Genomic DNA, 15,497 nt, shown 5'->3' with positions numbered 1-15,497 from the left:
CGCCCGTCACCCGCCGCTCACGCCGTACCGCGGACGCGGGCCAGGATCGCCTCCGCCAGCTCCGCCGGCGCCTCGTCGGGGATCCAGTGGCTCACCCCGGGCAGCTCGACGAAGCGGTAGTCGCCGGTGACGTGCGTCGCGCACGCCTCGGCCGCGCCGCGCCCGATGGCGCGGTCCCGGTCGCTCCAGACGTACGTGGTGGGCACCGCCACCGGCCCGACGCGCGCCAGGTCGGCGCGCGACATCGCCCGGTACCAGTTCAGCGCGCCGGTCAGGGCGCCCGGCTCCCGCATCGGCTCCGCGTACGACGCCACCCGGGTCGCGTCGCCGACACCGGCCAGCATCCGGCGCAGCGCCGCCGCCCGCAGCCCGAGCAGCACCGACTCGGCCTTGCCCGGCTGCCGGAAGAGCACCATGTACGACGAGCGGACCTTCTGCTGCGGGTCGTTCGCCAGGGCGTGCGCCATCGCGGCGGGATGCGGCACCGAGACGGCCGTGAGCGTACGGACGCGGTCGGGGTGCGCCGCGGCCACCGCCCAGGCGACGACGGCGCCCCAGTCGTGGCCCACGAGGTGCGCCGCCTCGACACCCAACGCGTCGAGCAGCGCCACCGCGTCGGCCACCAGCTCCGGAATCCGGTACGCCTCGACCTCCGCCGGCCGCGCACCGGGCGAGTAGCCGCGCTGGTCCGGCGCGTACGTGCGCAACCCCGCCGCGTGCAGGGCCGGCGCCACGTCGTCCCACTCGCCGCCGTGCTGCGGGAAGCCGTGCAGCAGAAGCGCGGGCACACCACCCTCCGCACCGCCGGCGCGTACCACGAACTCCAGGCCCCGGGCGTCGATGCGCATGATCGGCAGCCTACCCAGGTCGGGCGGCGTCGCCGGTCCCCCGCCCGCGGTGCTAGCGTCTGCGCAAACAACTTCACATCCGACAGGGGAGCGCACAGCGCTGAGAGTGCGGGCACGGCCCGCAGACCCTCGAACCTGATCTGGGTAATGCCAGCGCAGGGAGTTCGGTCGACCTCCAGCCGCGCCGCCGTCCGGTCCCAACCGGACGCGGCGTGCGTCTTCTCCTGGTTCGTCTTCGAGAACTGGGAGCAAACCATGGACAACGGGAACCGGTGGCGCACCATCGACATCGTCGTGGCGTCGGTGATCGCCGTGGCGTTCGGCGTCATCTTCTGGGCCTGGAACCTCGTGTGGAGCGCCACAGAGCCCGCGTTCGCCTTCTTCCCGCCGGCGCAGGCCCTGATCTACGGGATCTGGCTGGTGCCGGCCGTGCTCGGCGGGCTGGTCATCCGTAAGCCGGGCGCCTCGCTCTACTGCGAGCTGGTGGCCGCGATCCTGTCGGCCCTGCTGGGCAGCCAGTGGGCCAGCATCACGATCGTGCAGGGCCTGCTCCAGGGCGTCGGCGCCGAACTGGCCTTCGCGGCCTTCCGCTACCGCTCGTTCCGGCTGCCGACGGCCGTGCTGGCCGGCGCGCTCACCGGCCTGAGCGCAGCCATCTTCGACTTCGTCTACTGGAACAAGGCGTACGACCTGGGCAGCTACCGCCTCCCGTACGCCCTGCTGACCATCGTGAGCGCCACGATCGTGGCCGGCGTCGGCGGCTGGGCGCTAACCCGCTCGCTGGCGAACACCGGCGTCCTGGACCGGTTCCCCGCCGGCCGTGAACGTGCGGCCATCTGAGCCCGCACCCTCGCCCCGTTGATCAAGAGGTTTGCGTCAACGACGGCGACGATCCTGACGCAAACCTCTTGATCAACATGCCGGACGCGGCCGGAAGGGGGTGGGGACACTGAGCGGAGTCATCCTGAGGGGGTTCGGCTGGCGGCACGCCGGGCGGAAACGCTGGGCGGTCCGCAGCGTGGACCTGCGGATCGAGAGCGGCGAGCGGGTGCTGCTGCTCGGCCCCTCCGGAGCCGGCAAGAGCACCCTGCTGGCCGCGCTCGCCGGGCTGCTGCCCGAGGACTCCGGGGAGCAGGAGGGCACCGTCGAGATCGACGGGCTCGACCCGCGCAAGGGCCGGGAACGGGTGGGCATCGTCTTCCAGGACCCGGAAAGCCAGCTGGTGATGGCCCGCTGCGGCGACGACGTCGCCTTCGGGCTGGAGAACCGCGGCGTACCGGCCGAGGAGATCTGGCCCCGGGTCGACGACGCGCTGCGCCGGGTCGGTTTCCCGTACCACCGGGACCGCCCCACCGCCGCGCTCTCCGGCGGCGAGCAGCAGCGGCTGGCCCTGGCCGGGGCGCTCGCCCTGCGACCGGGTCTGCTGCTGCTCGACGAGCCCACCGCCAACCTCGACCCGGCGGGCGCCACGCTGGTCCGCTCGGCGGTCGCCGGCGCGCTGGACGCCGACACCACGCTGATCCTCGTCGAGCACCGGGTGGCCGAGGCGCTGCCCCTGGTCGACCGGGTGGTCGTGTTGGAAGCCGGCGGCGGCGTCCGCGCCGACGGCAGCCCGGAGGCGGTCTTCCGCGACCACGGTGACGCGCTCGCCGCCGATGGGGTGTGGGTGCCGGGTCGGACCGTACCGCCCCGCCGCGCCACCACGGCCCCCGGCGACCTGCTGCTCACCGCCGACCGGCTCGGCCTGCCGCCCCGGCTGGCCCCCACCGACCTCGCGGTACGCGCCGGCGAGGCGCTCGCCGTGCTCGGGCCGAACGGCGCCGGCAAGTCCACCCTGGCGTTGCTGCTCGGCGGGTTGCTCCCGCCGGGCGGCGGCACCCTCACGGCGTCCGCCCCGCTCGCCGGCCGGGACGCCCGCACTCCCCCGCACCGGTGGCGCGCGCCGGCCCTGGCCGCGCGGATCGGCTCGGTCTTCCAGGACCCGGAGCACCAGTTCGTCACCGGCACGGTCTTCGACGAGCTGGCCCTCGGCCCGCGCCGGACCGGCCGCCCGGAGCCGGAGGTCCGCGCCGTCGTGGACGACCTGCTGGCCCGGCTACGGCTGGGCGCGCTCGCCGGTGCCAACCCGTACACCCTCTCCGGCGGCGAGGCGCGGCGGCTGAGCGTCGCCACGGCCCTGGCCACCGCGCCGCGGCTGCTGATCTGCGACGAGCCCACCTTCGGCCAGGACCGGCGGACGTGGCTGGAGCTGGTCGACCTCTTCGCGGACCTGCGCGATGCCGGGCACGGCATCGTCACGGTGACCCACGACGCGGAGTTCGTGGCGGCGCTCGCGGACCGGCAGCTCACCCTCGCCCGGCCGGCACCGGCGCCGGGCACCCCCGACGGGGACCGACCATGATCAGCATCGAGCCCGTCGCCGCGCCCGGGGCACCCCTGGCCCGGCGCAACCCGGTCGCCAAGCTGGCCGCCGCGCTGCTGTTCTCGTTCATCCTGGTCGCCACGCTCGACCCGGTGGCGCCCGCGATCGCCATCGCGGTGGAACTGGCGCTGCTGCCACTCTTCGGGGTGCGCTACCGGGTGCTCGCCCGGCGGGCGTGGCCGCTGCTGGTCAGCGCCGCCGGCATCCTCGTTACCCTCGTGCTCTTCGCGGCCGAGCGCTCCGGACGGGTGCTGCTCGAGGCGGGACCGGTCGTCGTCACCTCGGGTGTGCTGCTCACCGCGCTCGGCCTGGTGCTGCGGACGTTCGCCGTGGCGCTGCCCGGCGTGATCGTCTTCGCCACCACCGACGCCACCGACCTGGCCGACGCGCTCATCCAGAACGCGAAGGCGCCGGCCCGGTTCGCCATCGGCGCCCTCGCGGCGTTCCGCCTCGTGCCACTGCTCGGGCAGGAGTGGCAGGCGATCAGCATGGCCCGGCGGGCGCGCGGGGTGGACGCCGGACGCAACCCGATCGCGAAGCTACGGCTCTTCGTGTCGACCGCGTTCGTCCTGCTGGTCGGCGCGATCCGGCGGGGCACCCGGCTCGCGGTCGCGATGGACGCGCGGGGCTTCGACGCCGGCACGCCCCGTACGGTGGCCCGCCGTCAACGCTTCACGACCGCGGACGCGCTGCTGGTCGCCGGCGCCGTGGCCCTGGCCGCCGCCGCCCTGACCGCAAGCATCCTCCTGGGCACCTACCGCCCCCTCCTAGGCTGACCGCGCCCTCCCTCCCTCGCACCCTCCCTCCCCGCGCCCTCCCTCCCCGCGCCCTGTCTCCCCGCGCCCTCCCTCCCCGCGCCCTGTCTCCCCGCGCCCTGTCTCCCCGCGATCTTGCAGTTCTGGCCCCGGCATACCGGGCGTACCGGGGCGAACCAGGGGCCGAAAGTGCAAGATCGCGGGAGGAGAGGGCGGGGAGGCGCGGGTGGGTGGGGCGGGGAAGGGGGACGGGTCAGCTGCGGCGGAAGGCGTAGCGGCGGGGCTGGGCGGCGCGTTGGCTGCCCCGGCCGGCCGCGGCGCGGCCGTGCGTGACCGGTGGGCCGGCCTTCGGCGGGGCCGGTGCCACCTCCACCGGCAGAGGCGGCGTCACGTCGACCGGCAGCGGCGGTGTCGCCTCGGCGGGCAGCTTGGGCGTTGCCGTCAGCCGGTCGAGGTCCGGCGTCGGGTGTCCGGCCTCAAGGTTTCCGGCCTCGGGGCTTCCTGCCCCAGGCGTGGACTTCGGGGTACGGGACTTCTTCGGGGTGCGCTTGGCAGGCATCCGGGCCTCCTTCCAGGCCCGCCCCGGCCGGCGGCGTCACGACCGGGAGGGTCGCGGCGTAGGGCCGGCGGGCGTGGCCACGGGTGAGCGGGAACCGGGCCGAGCGGCAGGCTCGGTCCGGAGTGGACGGGATGGGTCCCGGGATCGGCCACGACCGGCGTCGCCGCGACGGCGGCGAGGGAATGCGGACGCCCCGGGAGGCACGGACCGCAGCGCGTCGGGCGGCGGGCCGGCTCGGAGGGTGGGCGTCAGTTGCGCATGACCGCACGCTAGCCGCCGACCGGGGACCGGCGCATCCGATTTACGATCGGCAGATGCTGGTCGCGTTCTCCATCACCCCGCTCGGTACCGGTGAGTCGGTGGGTGACCTGGTCGCGGAGGCGGTGCGGGTGGTCCGCGAGTCGGGCCTGCCGAACCGGACCGACGCCATGTTCACCACCGTCGAGGGCGAGTGGGACGAGGTGATGGCCGTGGTGAAGCGCGCCGTCGACGCCGTGGCCGAACGGGCGCCCCGGGTCAGCGTGGTGCTCAAGGCCGACGTTCGGCCGGGGGTCAGCGACGCGCTCACGGGCAAGGTGGCGCGCGTCGAGGCCCGGCTCGCCGAGGGCTGAGCCGGCACGACGGTCCACGGCGTCGTCGCCGGCACCGATCCGGACGTCGCCGGCACCGGCCCTCGCGCCCTCGGCACCCACCGCGGGCGCCACCCGCACGACGGTGGCGCCCCAGGGCACCCACCCGGGCGCCCGCCCGCGCGACGGCACCCACCCGGGTGCCCGCCCCGCGCCGGCCCGGGCACGATCCGGGACGAAGGCACGGCCGACGGTACGCCGACGACGCCAGCACCCGGCGACGGATCGTGCCGGTCCGGTGACCGGGTGTCGAGGAGCGGCGCACCGCGCCCGGACGCCGTTGTAGGTTCGAATTCGCGGACGGCGACAGCGAAGGGTGGCGGCGCGGATGGCCGAGCAGGCGATGGCGCAGATCGGGGTTACCGGCCTGGCAGTGATGGGCCGCAACCTGGCCCGCAACCTGGCCCGCAACGGGTTCACGGTGGCGGTGCACAACCGCTCGCCGGAGCGTACGCGGAGTCTGGTGGCCGAGCACGGCGGCGAGGGCCGCTTCGTACCGTCCGAGTCGATGGCCGACTTCGTGGCCTCGCTGGAACGCCCCCGCGCGGTGATCGTGATGGTCAAGGCCGGCGCGCCGACCGACGCGGTCATCGACGAGCTGGCGGTGCTGCTGGAGCCGGGCGACATCGTGGTCGACTGCGGCAACGCCCACTTCGCCGACACCCGGCGCCGGGAGGAGGCGCTGCGGGAGCACGGGCTGCACTTCGTGGGCACCGGCGTCTCCGGCGGTGAGGAGGGCGCGCTGCACGGGCCGAGCATCATGCCCGGCGGCTCCGAGGAGTCGTACCGGAAGCTGGGGCCCATCTTCGAGAAGATCGCCGCCCAGGTGGACGGGGTGCCGTGCTGCCGGCACATCGGCCCGGACGGCGCCGGCCACTTCGTGAAGATGGTGCACAACGGCATCGAGTACGCCGACATGCAGCTCATCGCCGAGGCGTACGACCTGCTGCGCGCCGGCCTGGGCGCGGAGCCGGCGGAACTCGCGGAGATCTTCCGGGAGTGGAACCGCGGCGAGCTGGAGTCCTTCCTCATCGAGATCACCGCGGACGTGCTGGCGCACACCGACGCGGCCACCGGCCGCGCGTTCGTCGACATCGTCCGCGACCAGGCGGAGCAGAAGGGCACCGGTCGGTGGACCGTGCAGAGCGCCCTCGACCTGGGTGTCCCGATCACCGGCATCGCCGAGGCGACGTTCGCCCGTTCGCTGTCCGGGCACGCGGACCAGCGCGAGGCCGCCCGCCGGGCGTTCCCGGACACCGACACCAAACTGCAGGTCGAGGATCGCGACGCGTTCGTCGAGGACGTGCGCCGGGCGCTGCTCGCCTCCAAGATCGTGGCGTACGCGCAGGGCTTCGACCACATCCGCGCGGGCAGCACGGAGTACGACTGGGACATCGACCTGGGCGGCACCGCCACCATCTGGCGGGGCGGCTGCATCATCCGTGCGCGCTTCCTGGACCGCATCCGGGAGGCGTACGACGCGCAGCCGGACCTGTCCACGCTGCTCGTGGCACCGTACTTCGCCGAATCGGTCGCCGCGGGCGTGCCGAGCTGGCGGCGGGTGGTCGCCGAGGCGGCGCGGGCCGGGGTGCCCACGCCGGCGTTCTCCTCGTCGCTGGCGTACTTCGACGCGCTGCGCGCGGAACGGCTGCCGGCCGCGCTGATCCAGGGGCTGCGGGACAACTTCGGGGCCCATACGTACCACCGGGTCGACCGGGGCGGCACGTTCCACACCCTCTGGGCCGGCGACCGTTCGGAGGTCGAGGCCTGAGCGGCCGCCTCGGGCCGCGGGGCCTGAGCGGCCGCCTCAGGCGAGGGTGGCGTGCATCTCCCAGACCAGGATCTCGGCCGGCTCGGTGGCGGTGACGCGCTGGCCGCCGGTGGCCGTCATCCGGACGGCGTCACCGGTGCCGAGCAGGCCCGTGCCCTCCAGCGTCACCGCGCCGTCGGGCACGTAGAGGTGCAGGAACGGCGCGTCCGGAAGGGTGATCGCGTCGCCCGGCGTGAGACGGGCGGCGTGCAGGGTCGCGTACCGGTTGCGGATCCGGATGGCGGAGGCGCCGTCGTACCGTTCCATGCCGGACGCGACGGGCACGAGGCCGCCGCGGAGCAGCTCGTCGTCGATCTCCAGTTGCTCGTAGCCCGGGTCGACGCCCTCGGTGTCGGGCAGCACCCACATCTGGACGAAGTGGACCGGGTCGGTGTGCGGGGCGCGACCGTCGAGCCGCCAGGCGTCGTTCTTCTCCGAGTGCAGGATGCCGGTGCCGGCGCTCATCCGCTGGGCCAACCCCGGGTAGATGACTCCCGAGTGCCCGGTGGAGTCCTGGTGCACCAGCGATCCGCGCAGCACCCAGGTGACGATCTCCATGTCCTGGTGCGGGTGCGTCTCGAACCCGGCGCCGGGCCGGACCACGTCGTCGTTGTTGACGAGCAGCAGGCCGTGATGCGTGTTGGCCGGGTCGTAGTGCCGGGAGAACGAGAACGAGTGCTTCGAGTCCAGCCAGGAGATCCGGGTGGTGAAGCGGTCGTCGGCGCGGCGGACGTCCACCGCCGGGGCGGGAGCGCTCACCAGGCACGCTGCCGGTTGTCCTCGGGGACCGGCGCCCAGGTCAGGGCCGGCTCGCCGGTGGCCAGTTCGGCGATCTCGCCGGAGCGCAGCTGCGGCGCGTGACCGTGCTCGGCGCAGTGCTGCTCGGCGATCTCGGCGCAGATCTCGGCCACCTGCTCGCAGATGGGGTCACCCAGATCGGCGGCGTTCAACGCCATAATCATCTTGTACCGGAGATCCCGCATCTCCACCCCCGAACCAGCAGCCGACCCACCCCCACCCCGCCGATCCTAGGCCCGCAGCGAGACCCAAACCCCGCCAACGCAGAAGCTCGCGGAGAGCCCCACCCTCGTCGATCATGCAGTCGTGGTGGTGGTTTTAAGCCCGCGAGCGGCTTTTGTCAGGCACCACAACTGCATGATCGACGGGCCGGGTGGGGTGGGCTCACCAGAACCGGCGGCGCTTGGCCTTCTGCGGCCGCAGGAGGTCGGCGCCCTTCGCCAGCAGGCGGCTCACCCCGGTCGGGCCGCGACGGGACTCCAGCGAGTGGCTGAGGCGGCGTGCGCCGGCCGCCGCCAGTGGCACGGCGACCGCCATCAACGCCCACTGGGCAATACGCTTCTGGATCATGTGGGTTCACCTCCGTCAGTGGCTCCTGAGGAGATTGATACCCGGCGTGACGGCCAGGTAAGCCTTCCGGCCGCGCGAGCCGCGTCGGGGCCGGTCAGGCCGGCGGCGCCACCGGGTTGGGCAGCGCGCCGCCGAAGCGGCGGTCACGCTGCGCGTAGAGCTCGCAGGCGTACCAGAGGTGGCGGCGGTCGAAGTCGGGCCAGAGCGTGTCGAGGAAGACCAGCTCGGCGTACGCGCTCTGCCAGAGCATGAAGTTGGACGTGCGCTGCTCACCCGACGGCCGCAGGAACAGGTCCACCTCGGGGATCTCCGGGTGGTACAGGTACCTCGCCACCGTCTTCTCGTTGACCTTGGACGGGTCGAGCCGGCCGGCCGCGACGTCGCGCGCGATCGCCGCCGCGGCGTCGGCGATCTCCGCCTGCCCGCCGTAGTTCACGCAGAACTGCAGGGTCAGCGTCGAGTTCCCCCGGGACATCTCCTCGGCGGTCTGCAACTCCGAGATGACGCTCTTCCAGAGCCGGCCGGCCCGGCCGGACCAGACGACCCGGACACCGAGGTCGACGAGCTGGTCGCGGCGGCGGCGGATCACGTCGCGGTTGAAACCCATGAGGAAGCGGACCTCGTCGGGCGAGCGCCGCCAGTTCTCGGTGGAGAAGGCGTACGCCGACAGGTACGGGATGCCCATCTCGATGGCGCCCTCGATGGTGTCGAAGAGGGAGAACTCCCCCGCCTCGTGACCCTTGGTGCGGGGCAGCCCGCGGTCCTTGGCCCACCGGCCGTTGCCGTCCATCACGACCGCCACGTGCCGCGGCACCGCCTCGGGCGGCAAAGCCGGCGGGCGGGCACCGGACGGGTGCGGTGTGGGTGGCACCGGCTCGCGCCGGCCGGCCCTCGTCGATCGGATCACTCGCTCTACTCCCTGCTCGCGCCCTCGGCGCCGGGTGCCGGAGCCCCCCGGTCCACCAGCGGCAGCGAGCGTAGCGCGCGTTCCAGGTGCCACTGCAGGTGAGCCGCCACCAGGCCGCTGCACTCCCGGCGTACGGCCGCCTCGGCGGCGTCGGCCACCCGCCAGTCGCCACCGGTCAGCGCGGACATCAGGTCGATGGTGGCGGGCGACGGATGGGCCGCGCCGGGGGGCCGGCAGTCCGGGCAGACGGCGCCGCCGGCCGGTACGGAGAAGGCCCGGTGGCGTCCCGGCGTACCGCAGACGGCGCACGCCAGGAGCGCCGGCGCCCAGCCGGCCAGGGCCATCCCGCGCAGGAGGTACGCGTCGAGTACGAGGGTGGTGGCGTGGCTGCCCTCGGCGAGCGCGCGCAGCGCGCCGAGGGTGAGCTGGAACAGCCGCAGCGACGGCTCCCGCTCGACCGGGGTGAGCCGTTCGGCGGTCTCGGCGATGGCGCTGGCCGCCGTGTAGCGCGGGTAGTCGCCGAGGAAGCGCTTGCCGTAGAGGTCGATCCCCTCGACCTGGCTCACCGTGTGCAGGGCGCTGCCCTGGTTGCCCTTCGGGTCGCCGGCGAGTTGGAGGTCGATGTGCCCGAACGGCTCGAGCCGGGCGCCGAACTTGCTGGTGGTGCGCCGGACGCCCCGGGCGACCGCCCGGATCCGGCCGTACCGGCGCGTGAGCAGCGTGATGATCCGGTCGGACTCGCCGAGCTTCTGCACGCGCAGCACCACCGCGTCGTCGCGGTAGAGCTGTCGGCGGTACCCGGCCATCGGGCCATTCTCCCTCGGGGTGCGAAATCAGGGTCGGTTCGGGGTGGAACGACGGACGAACCCCGATGTGCCGGACGCCGCCCCGGCCGTAGCGTGCTCGACATGATCCTGCACCCCACCACCGGCGAGCACGGCACCACCGGCGCACGCCTCGGCGCCGGCCGGCGCGGCGCGGCCCGTCGCCGGGCGAGCGCCCCCGTCGCGCTCGGCGCGGCCGCCACTCTCATCCTCCTCGCCGGGTGTGACAACCTGTCGTACCGGCGGCTGGACTTCGACAACACCGAATCGGTACGGGTCACCACCATCCGGGTGCTGCCCGGAGCCGGTGACGTGGTGGTGCGGGCCACCGGCACCGGTTCCGAGGTGCGGATCAAGCGGGTGGTGCGGTACCAGGGCGCCCAACCGGAGGCGAAGTACGAGATCAAGGGCACCGAGCTGGTGCTCGACACCGAGTGCGGGTCGCGGTGCAGCGTCTCGTACGAGGTGACCGCCCCCGAGGGAGTCGCGGTGCTCGGCGAGAGTGGGTCCGGCGACGTCGAACTCAGCCGCGTCGGCACGGTGGAGATGCGGCTCGGTTCCGGGAACGTCCATCTGGCCGGGGTCAGCGGCGCGGCGCGGGTCGAGACCGGCTCCGGCGACATCGACGTGTCGGAGGCCAGCGGCCCGGTCACACTGCGCGCCTCCTCCGGGGACATCACCGCGCGGCGGCTCCAGGGCGAGGTGGACGCCGAGGCCCAGTCGGGCAACGTCACCGTCGACATCGAGAAGGCGGTGTCGGCCCGGGCGCACGCCTCCAGCGGTGACGTCGACCTGGTCGTACCGGCCGACCGCTACCGGGTCCGGGCCAGGGCCGGCTCGGGAGACGTGAACGTGGCCGTCGCCGACGACCCGGCCGCGACGCTGGTCCTCGACGTGAGCACGGGCAGCGGCGACATCACCGTCGCGCAGCGGTGACCTGCGCGGACGCGGTGCGGGGCGCCGGTACGACGACCTTCGGGACGACGGCCGAGGGCCGCCGCGAACGACCGCCGCCCGGTAGCAGCTCCGGCGGTCGCCGGGCGGCCACGTCCTCGACCCAGCCCACGGCCATCGTCACCACGCCCACCAGGGCGAAGACCAGCAGCACCCGGATCGCCAGCCCGAGCGGATCCTGATGCGACCAGCCCACCACGTCGACGAGCGGGGTGAGCGCGACCACGAACGGCATGTGCCAGAGGTACACGGTCAGCGCCCGCCGGTTCAGCACGGTCACCGCGCGGCCCACCAGTGCGGAGCGGTCGACCCAGGCCGCGCCGGCCGGCGCCCGCCCGAGCACGACCAGGATGAACGCGGCCGACCAGAGGGCGTTGCCGAGGTGGATGTCGTTGAGGTCGTAGCCCCGTGGGCCGGGATGCGTGAGGATCCAGGCGCCGCCGGCGGCGGCGAGCACGAGCACGGCCGGGACGAGCACCCGGTTGGCGAGCCGCCGGAGCATCCCCGCGTGGTGGGCGAAGCCGAGCAGCCAGGCGCCGAAGTACAGGCCGAACTCCCGCGCCGGGCCGGGCGCCCCCGCCCAGAGTCCCGACTCGATCGCCGCGAGCAGGGCGTACGGGGCCAGCAGGGTCGGCAGCGGCGCCCGGCGGAACAGCCAGAGCGCCACCGGAGAGGCGAACACGAACCACAGGTAGTCGCGCAGGTACCAGATGACGCTCAGCGCGAGCGCGCCCCAGCCGTTGGCCGGCGGATCGCTGACCGGGAACAGCCAGAGCAGCACCCGTGGCGTGACCGGCAGGCCGGTGAGCAGCATCGCCGGTACGAAGACGGCGGCCAGCACCCACAGCGACGGCAGCAGGCGACGCAGCCGGCGGAGCACCGCGGGCGGCCCGGACCGCTCCAGCGAGGCGGCCATCAGCGAGCCGGCCAGGGCGAACATCACCGACATCGCGGGGAAGACGAGGGTCAGCGAAGCCCACCCGGTTACGTGGTAGACGACGACTCGGACGATGGCCAGGAAGCGGAGCAGGTCGAGATATCTGTTTCGCATCAGCCTGCATCTGTGTCGGGGGCAGGGGCTGTTGTCTCCTACCCTCCGCCGCCTCGCCGACAAACGGTTGCACGCCCCGGCCGGACGTGAAACTTCCCATACGTCCGACCGATCGAGATCAGGTCATCGCCCGTTCGGCGCGCCCTCGATCCACCGTCTGACCGATGCCGATCAACCGGACGACCGGGCGGTGAACCGCCCGGTCGTCGGTACGTCAGGTGTTCAGAAACCGAGCTTGCGCAGCTGCTTCGGGTCGCGCTGCCAGTCCTTCGCCACGCGTACGTGCAGGTCGAGGAAGACGCGGCTGCCGAGCAGCTCCTCGATCTGCCGGCGGGCGGTCGTGCCGACCTCCCGCAGCCGGCTGCCCCGGTGGCCGATCACGATCGCCTTCTGGCTGGGCCGCTCGACGTACAGGTCGGCGTAGATCCGCAGGAGCTGCCCCTCGGGGATCATCTCCTCAACCACCACGGCGATCGAGTGGGGCAGCTCGTCCCGGACGCCCTCCAACGCCGCCTCGCGGATCAGCTCGGCGACCAGCACCTGCTCGGGGTCTTCGGTGAGCATGTCGTCCGGGTAGAGCTGCGGCGACTCGGGCAGGTACCCCGTCATCACGTCGACCAGGGTGTCGACCTGCTCACCCGAGACGGCGCTGACCGGCACCACGGCGGCGAAGTCGGCCAGCTCGCTCACCGCGAGCAACTGCTCGGCGAGACGCCCCCGGTCCACGAGGTCGGTCTTGGTGACGACGGCCAGCACGGTCGCCTTCAGCTCGGCGAGCTCACCGCTGATGAACCGGTCACCCCGCCCGACCGGCTCGTCGGCCGGGATGCAGAGCCCGATCACGTCGACCTCGCTCCAGGTCTGCCGGACCAGGTCGTTGAGACGCTCACCGAGGAGCGTACGGGGCCGGTGCAGACCCGGGGTGTCGACGAGGACGAGCTGCGACTCCGGCCGGTGCAGGACGGCCCGGATGACGTGCCGGGTGGTCTGCGGCTTGTTCGACGTGATCGCGATCTTCTGGCCGACGATCGCGTTGGTCAGCGTCGACTTGCCGGCGTTGGGCCGCCCCACGAAGCAGGCGAAGCCGGCCCGGTAGGGACGCGGTTCCCCGGCGGTCACTCGACCACCGTGCCGAGGACGGCGCCGTCCGGCGCGGCCACGTGGATCGGTGCGTCGGCGGCGAGGTCGCGGACCGCGGCGTGCCCCGCGCCGTCGAGCGTCGACGCCTCGGTCACCACGGCGGCCGCCTCGAGCCGGGTCGCGCCGGCGGCAACCGCCGAGGCGACGGCGAGCTGGAGCGCGGTGAGCGTCAGCGACGGCAGCGCCACGCTGGCCGCCGCGTACGTCCGGCCATCCTGGTCGCGGACCGCCGCGCCCTCCACGGCGCCGACGCGGCCGCGGGCGCCGCGGGCCAGGATGACGAGCTTGCCGTCCTCGGCGCTCAAGTCGCCGGGTGCGGACGGGGTGGGCCGGGCCGCGGGCACGGCGGGCGACTCAGGCATCGGCGGGTTGCCTCTCCTCGGTCCGGTTGTGGTTGTTCCGGGACTCGGCGTGCTCGCCGCGCCCCGTGCCCTGCTGCTCGTCGGTCGGTTCGACGCGGCTCACCAGCACGGTGTCGATCCGGTTGCGCCGGCCCGTGGTGCCCTCGGCGATCAGCCGGAGGCCGGCCACCTCGACCCGCGCGCCGGGGATCGGCACGCGGCCCAGCGACTGCGCCAGCAGGCCACCGACCGTCTCCACCTCGTCGGTGGGCAGCTCGGTGTCGAACAGCTCGCCGAGGTCCTCGACCGGGAGCCGGGCGGTGACGCGCACCGACCCGTCCTCCAGGCGTTCCACCGGCGGGCGCTCGACATCGTACTCGTCGGTGATCTCGCCGACGATCTCCTCGAGGATGTCCTCGATGGTGACCAGGCCGCCGGTGCCGCCGTACTCGTCGACGACGATGACCAGGTGGTTGCGGGCGGCCTGCATCTCGGAGAGCAGGTCGTCGACCGGCTTGGACTCCGGCACGAACGTGGCCGGACGCATCAGCTCGGCGACCGGGAGCTGCTCGGCCGACGGGTCGCCGCCGCGTACCCGCCGGATCAGGTCCTTGAGGTAGAGCACACCCAGCACGTCGTCGACACTCTCGCCGATCACCGGAATCCGGGAGAAACCGGACCGCAGGAACAACGCGAGCGCCTGGGAGAGCGTCTTGCCCTCCTCGATCCACACCATCTCGGTGCGCGGCACCATGACCTCGCGGGCGATGGTGTCGCCGAGCGCGAAGACCGAGTGGATCATCTGCCGCTCGCCGTGCTCCACCACGCCGCGCTGCTCGGCCAGGTCGACCAGCTCGCGCAGCTCGACCTGGGTGGCGAACGGCCCCTCGCGGAAGCCGCGCCCCGGGGTCACCGCGTTGCCGATGAGGATCAGCAGCGAGGCGAGCGGGTTGAGCGCGCGCCCCAGCCAGCGGACCAGCGGCGCGACCGCCCGGCCCACCGGGTAGGCATGCTGGCGGCCCAGGGTGCGCGGCGCGACACCCACCACCACGAAGCTGACCACGGTCATCGCGCCGGCGGTCACGAGCGCCGCCCGCCAGCCCGCGCCGAAGGTGTCGACCGCGACCAGGGCCACCAGCGTGGTGGCCGTCAGCTCGGCGAGCAGCCGCAGCAGCAGGAGCAGGTTGAGGTGCCGGACCACGTCGCCGGCGACGGCCTGCAGCGTCCGCGCGCCGCGCGCGCCGTCACGGGCCAGCTCGGCGGCCCGGGCCGGCGACACCGCGGCGAGCGCCGCCTCGGTCATCGCGATCAGCCCGGCGAGCACGACCAGTCCGGCGGCGACGGCGAGCAGCTGCAGGTCCGGCAGGCCGGCGGTCGCGCCGGCTGCGGAGGCCTGGATGGACATCACTGGGACCGGCTCGACCGCCAGCTGGACAGCAGTCGGGCCTGGAGCGCGAACATCTCCCGCTCCTCCTCCGGCTCGGCATGGTCGTACCCGAGCAGGTGCAGCACACCGTGCACGGTGAGCAGGTGCAGCTCGTCGGCCGCGGAGTGGCCGGCGGTCGCCGCCTGCTTGGCCGCCACCTCGGGGCAGAGCACGATGTCACCGAGCAGGGCGGGCTCGCCACCGGCCGGGGCGCTCTCGCCCGGGCCGTGGTCGACGCTGCCCTCGTCCATGGGGAACGCGAGCACGTCTGTCGGCCCGTCGCCCCCCATCCAGCGGTGGTTGAGCTCGGTCATGTACTCGACGTCGACCAGCAGCACGGACAGCTCGGCGAGGGGGTTGACCCCCATCTCGTCGAGGGCGTGCCGGGCGACGGCGAGCACGGCGTCGGTGTCGACCTCGACACCGGACTCGTTGGCGATCTCGATGGACAAGTGGATTCCCC

General features: G+C 73.7%; 17 protein-coding genes, 1 pseudogene and 1 riboswitch. Of the genes and pseudogenes, 6 read left to right on the top strand and 12 right to left on the bottom strand.

Going from position 1 to position 15,497, the window contains the following annotated elements:
• Window positions 1–17: 17 nt before the first annotated feature.
• Window positions 18–848: an alpha/beta fold hydrolase gene (locus D7193_RS31595; protein WP_120783326.1), complete on the bottom strand. Its 831-nt coding sequence runs from the start codon at window positions 846–848 to the stop codon at window positions 18–20.
• A gap of 74 nt (window positions 849–922) precedes the next feature.
• A riboswitch (TPP riboswitch) is annotated at window positions 923–1,028 on the top strand.
• Between the two features lie 75 nt (window positions 1,029–1,103).
• Here D7193_RS31595 and D7193_RS31590 point away from each other — a divergent pair.
• From D7193_RS31590 to D7193_RS31580, 3 genes are all read left to right on the top strand, one after another.
• On the top strand, window positions 1,104–1,688 hold the full coding sequence (locus D7193_RS31590; protein ID WP_120783350.1) for an ECF transporter S component: 585 nt from the start codon (window positions 1,104–1,106) through the stop codon (window positions 1,686–1,688).
• A gap of 109 nt (window positions 1,689–1,797) precedes the next feature.
• Window positions 1,798–3,249: an ABC transporter ATP-binding protein gene (locus D7193_RS31585; RefSeq protein ID WP_120783349.1), complete on the top strand. Its 1,452-nt coding sequence runs from the start codon at window positions 1,798–1,800 to the stop codon at window positions 3,247–3,249.
• Window positions 3,246–4,046 carry an energy-coupling factor transporter transmembrane component T family protein gene (locus D7193_RS31580; RefSeq protein WP_120783325.1) on the top strand — a complete coding sequence of 267 codons (801 nt, stop codon included), beginning with the start codon at window positions 3,246–3,248 and terminating at the stop codon, window positions 4,044–4,046. Before D7193_RS31585 ends, D7193_RS31580 begins: the two co-directional genes overlap by 4 nt.
• 232 nt (window positions 4,047–4,278) lie before the next feature.
• Here the strand turns inward: D7193_RS31580 and D7193_RS31575 are convergent, their stop codons facing one another.
• On the bottom strand, window positions 4,279–4,584 hold the full coding sequence (locus D7193_RS31575; protein WP_120783324.1) for a hypothetical protein: 306 nt from the start codon (window positions 4,582–4,584) through the stop codon (window positions 4,279–4,281).
• Window positions 4,585–4,898: 314 nt separating this feature from the next.
• Between D7193_RS31575 and D7193_RS31570 the strand changes: the two genes are divergently transcribed.
• Together D7193_RS31570 and gndA are read left to right on the top strand one after the other, a co-directional pair.
• Entirely contained in the window at window positions 4,899–5,195 is a 297-nt protein-coding gene (locus tag D7193_RS31570) for an MTH1187 family thiamine-binding protein (protein WP_120783323.1), read from the top strand.
• Window positions 5,196–5,541: 346 nt separating this feature from the next.
• Window positions 5,542–6,984 carry an NADP-dependent phosphogluconate dehydrogenase gene (gene gndA / locus D7193_RS31565; protein ID WP_120783348.1) on the top strand — a complete coding sequence of 481 codons (1,443 nt, stop codon included), beginning with the start codon at window positions 5,542–5,544 and terminating at the stop codon, window positions 6,982–6,984.
• A gap of 36 nt (window positions 6,985–7,020) precedes the next feature.
• Here the strand turns inward: gndA and D7193_RS31560 are convergent, their stop codons facing one another.
• From D7193_RS31560 to recO, 5 genes are all read right to left on the bottom strand, one after another.
• Complete coding sequence (locus D7193_RS31560; RefSeq protein WP_120783322.1) at window positions 7,021–7,782, bottom strand: pirin family protein; 762 nt, start codon at window positions 7,780–7,782, stop codon at window positions 7,021–7,023.
• Window positions 7,779–8,006, bottom strand: coding sequence for a thioredoxin reductase (locus D7193_RS31555; RefSeq protein ID WP_120783347.1), 228 nt, complete (start codon window positions 8,004–8,006; stop codon window positions 7,779–7,781). Before D7193_RS31555 ends, D7193_RS31560 begins: the two co-directional genes overlap by 4 nt.
• Before the next feature lie 199 nt (window positions 8,007–8,205).
• Complete coding sequence (locus D7193_RS31550; RefSeq protein WP_120783321.1) at window positions 8,206–8,391, bottom strand: hypothetical protein; 186 nt, start codon at window positions 8,389–8,391, stop codon at window positions 8,206–8,208.
• A gap of 94 nt (window positions 8,392–8,485) precedes the next feature.
• Window positions 8,486–9,262 carry an isoprenyl transferase gene (locus D7193_RS31545; protein ID WP_174242791.1) on the bottom strand — a complete coding sequence of 259 codons (777 nt, stop codon included), beginning with the start codon at window positions 9,260–9,262 and terminating at the stop codon, window positions 8,486–8,488.
• A gap of 41 nt (window positions 9,263–9,303) precedes the next feature.
• Entirely contained in the window at window positions 9,304–10,104 is an 801-nt protein-coding gene (recO, locus tag D7193_RS31540) for a DNA repair protein RecO (RefSeq protein WP_120783319.1), read from the bottom strand.
• Window positions 10,105–10,206: 102 nt separating this feature from the next.
• On the opposite strand from recO, the gene D7193_RS31535 reads away from it, so the two are divergent.
• Window positions 10,207–11,058, top strand: a complete 852-nt coding sequence (locus D7193_RS31535) for a DUF4097 family beta strand repeat-containing protein (protein WP_120783346.1) — start codon at window positions 10,207–10,209, stop codon at window positions 11,056–11,058.
• Between the two features lie 67 nt (window positions 11,059–11,125).
• Here the strand turns inward: D7193_RS31535 and D7193_RS31530 are convergent.
• From D7193_RS31530 to ybeY, 5 genes and pseudogenes are all read right to left on the bottom strand, one after another.
• Window positions 11,126–12,127 (bottom strand): annotated as a pseudogene (locus D7193_RS31530) (acyltransferase family protein); the annotation flags it as partial.
• A 222-nt stretch (window positions 12,128–12,349) separates the two neighbouring features.
• Complete coding sequence (era, locus tag D7193_RS31525; RefSeq protein ID WP_120783317.1) at window positions 12,350–13,246, bottom strand: GTPase Era; 897 nt, start codon at window positions 13,244–13,246, stop codon at window positions 12,350–12,352.
• Entirely contained in the window at window positions 13,243–13,629 is a 387-nt protein-coding gene (locus D7193_RS31520) for a cytidine deaminase (RefSeq protein ID WP_120783316.1), read from the bottom strand. The genes era and D7193_RS31520 overlap by 4 nt, the downstream gene beginning before the upstream one ends.
• Window positions 13,622–15,037 (bottom strand): hemolysin family protein, encoded by a 1,416-nt coding sequence (locus tag D7193_RS31515; protein ID WP_174242790.1) that lies wholly within the window; start codon window positions 15,035–15,037, stop codon window positions 13,622–13,624. The genes D7193_RS31520 and D7193_RS31515 overlap by 8 nt, the downstream gene beginning before the upstream one ends.
• Entirely contained in the window at window positions 15,013–15,486 is a 474-nt protein-coding gene (gene ybeY / locus D7193_RS31510; RefSeq protein ID WP_120783314.1) for an rRNA maturation RNase YbeY, read from the bottom strand. Before ybeY ends, D7193_RS31515 begins: the two co-directional genes overlap by 25 nt.
• Window positions 15,487–15,497: the final 11 nt, after the last annotated feature.

It is taken from the genome of Micromonospora costi (genome assembly GCF_003626655.1).
Taxonomy (GTDB): Bacteria; Actinomycetota; Actinomycetes; order Mycobacteriales; family Micromonosporaceae; genus Micromonospora; species Micromonospora costi.
This window is presented reverse-complemented; position numbering and strand designations above follow the sequence as displayed.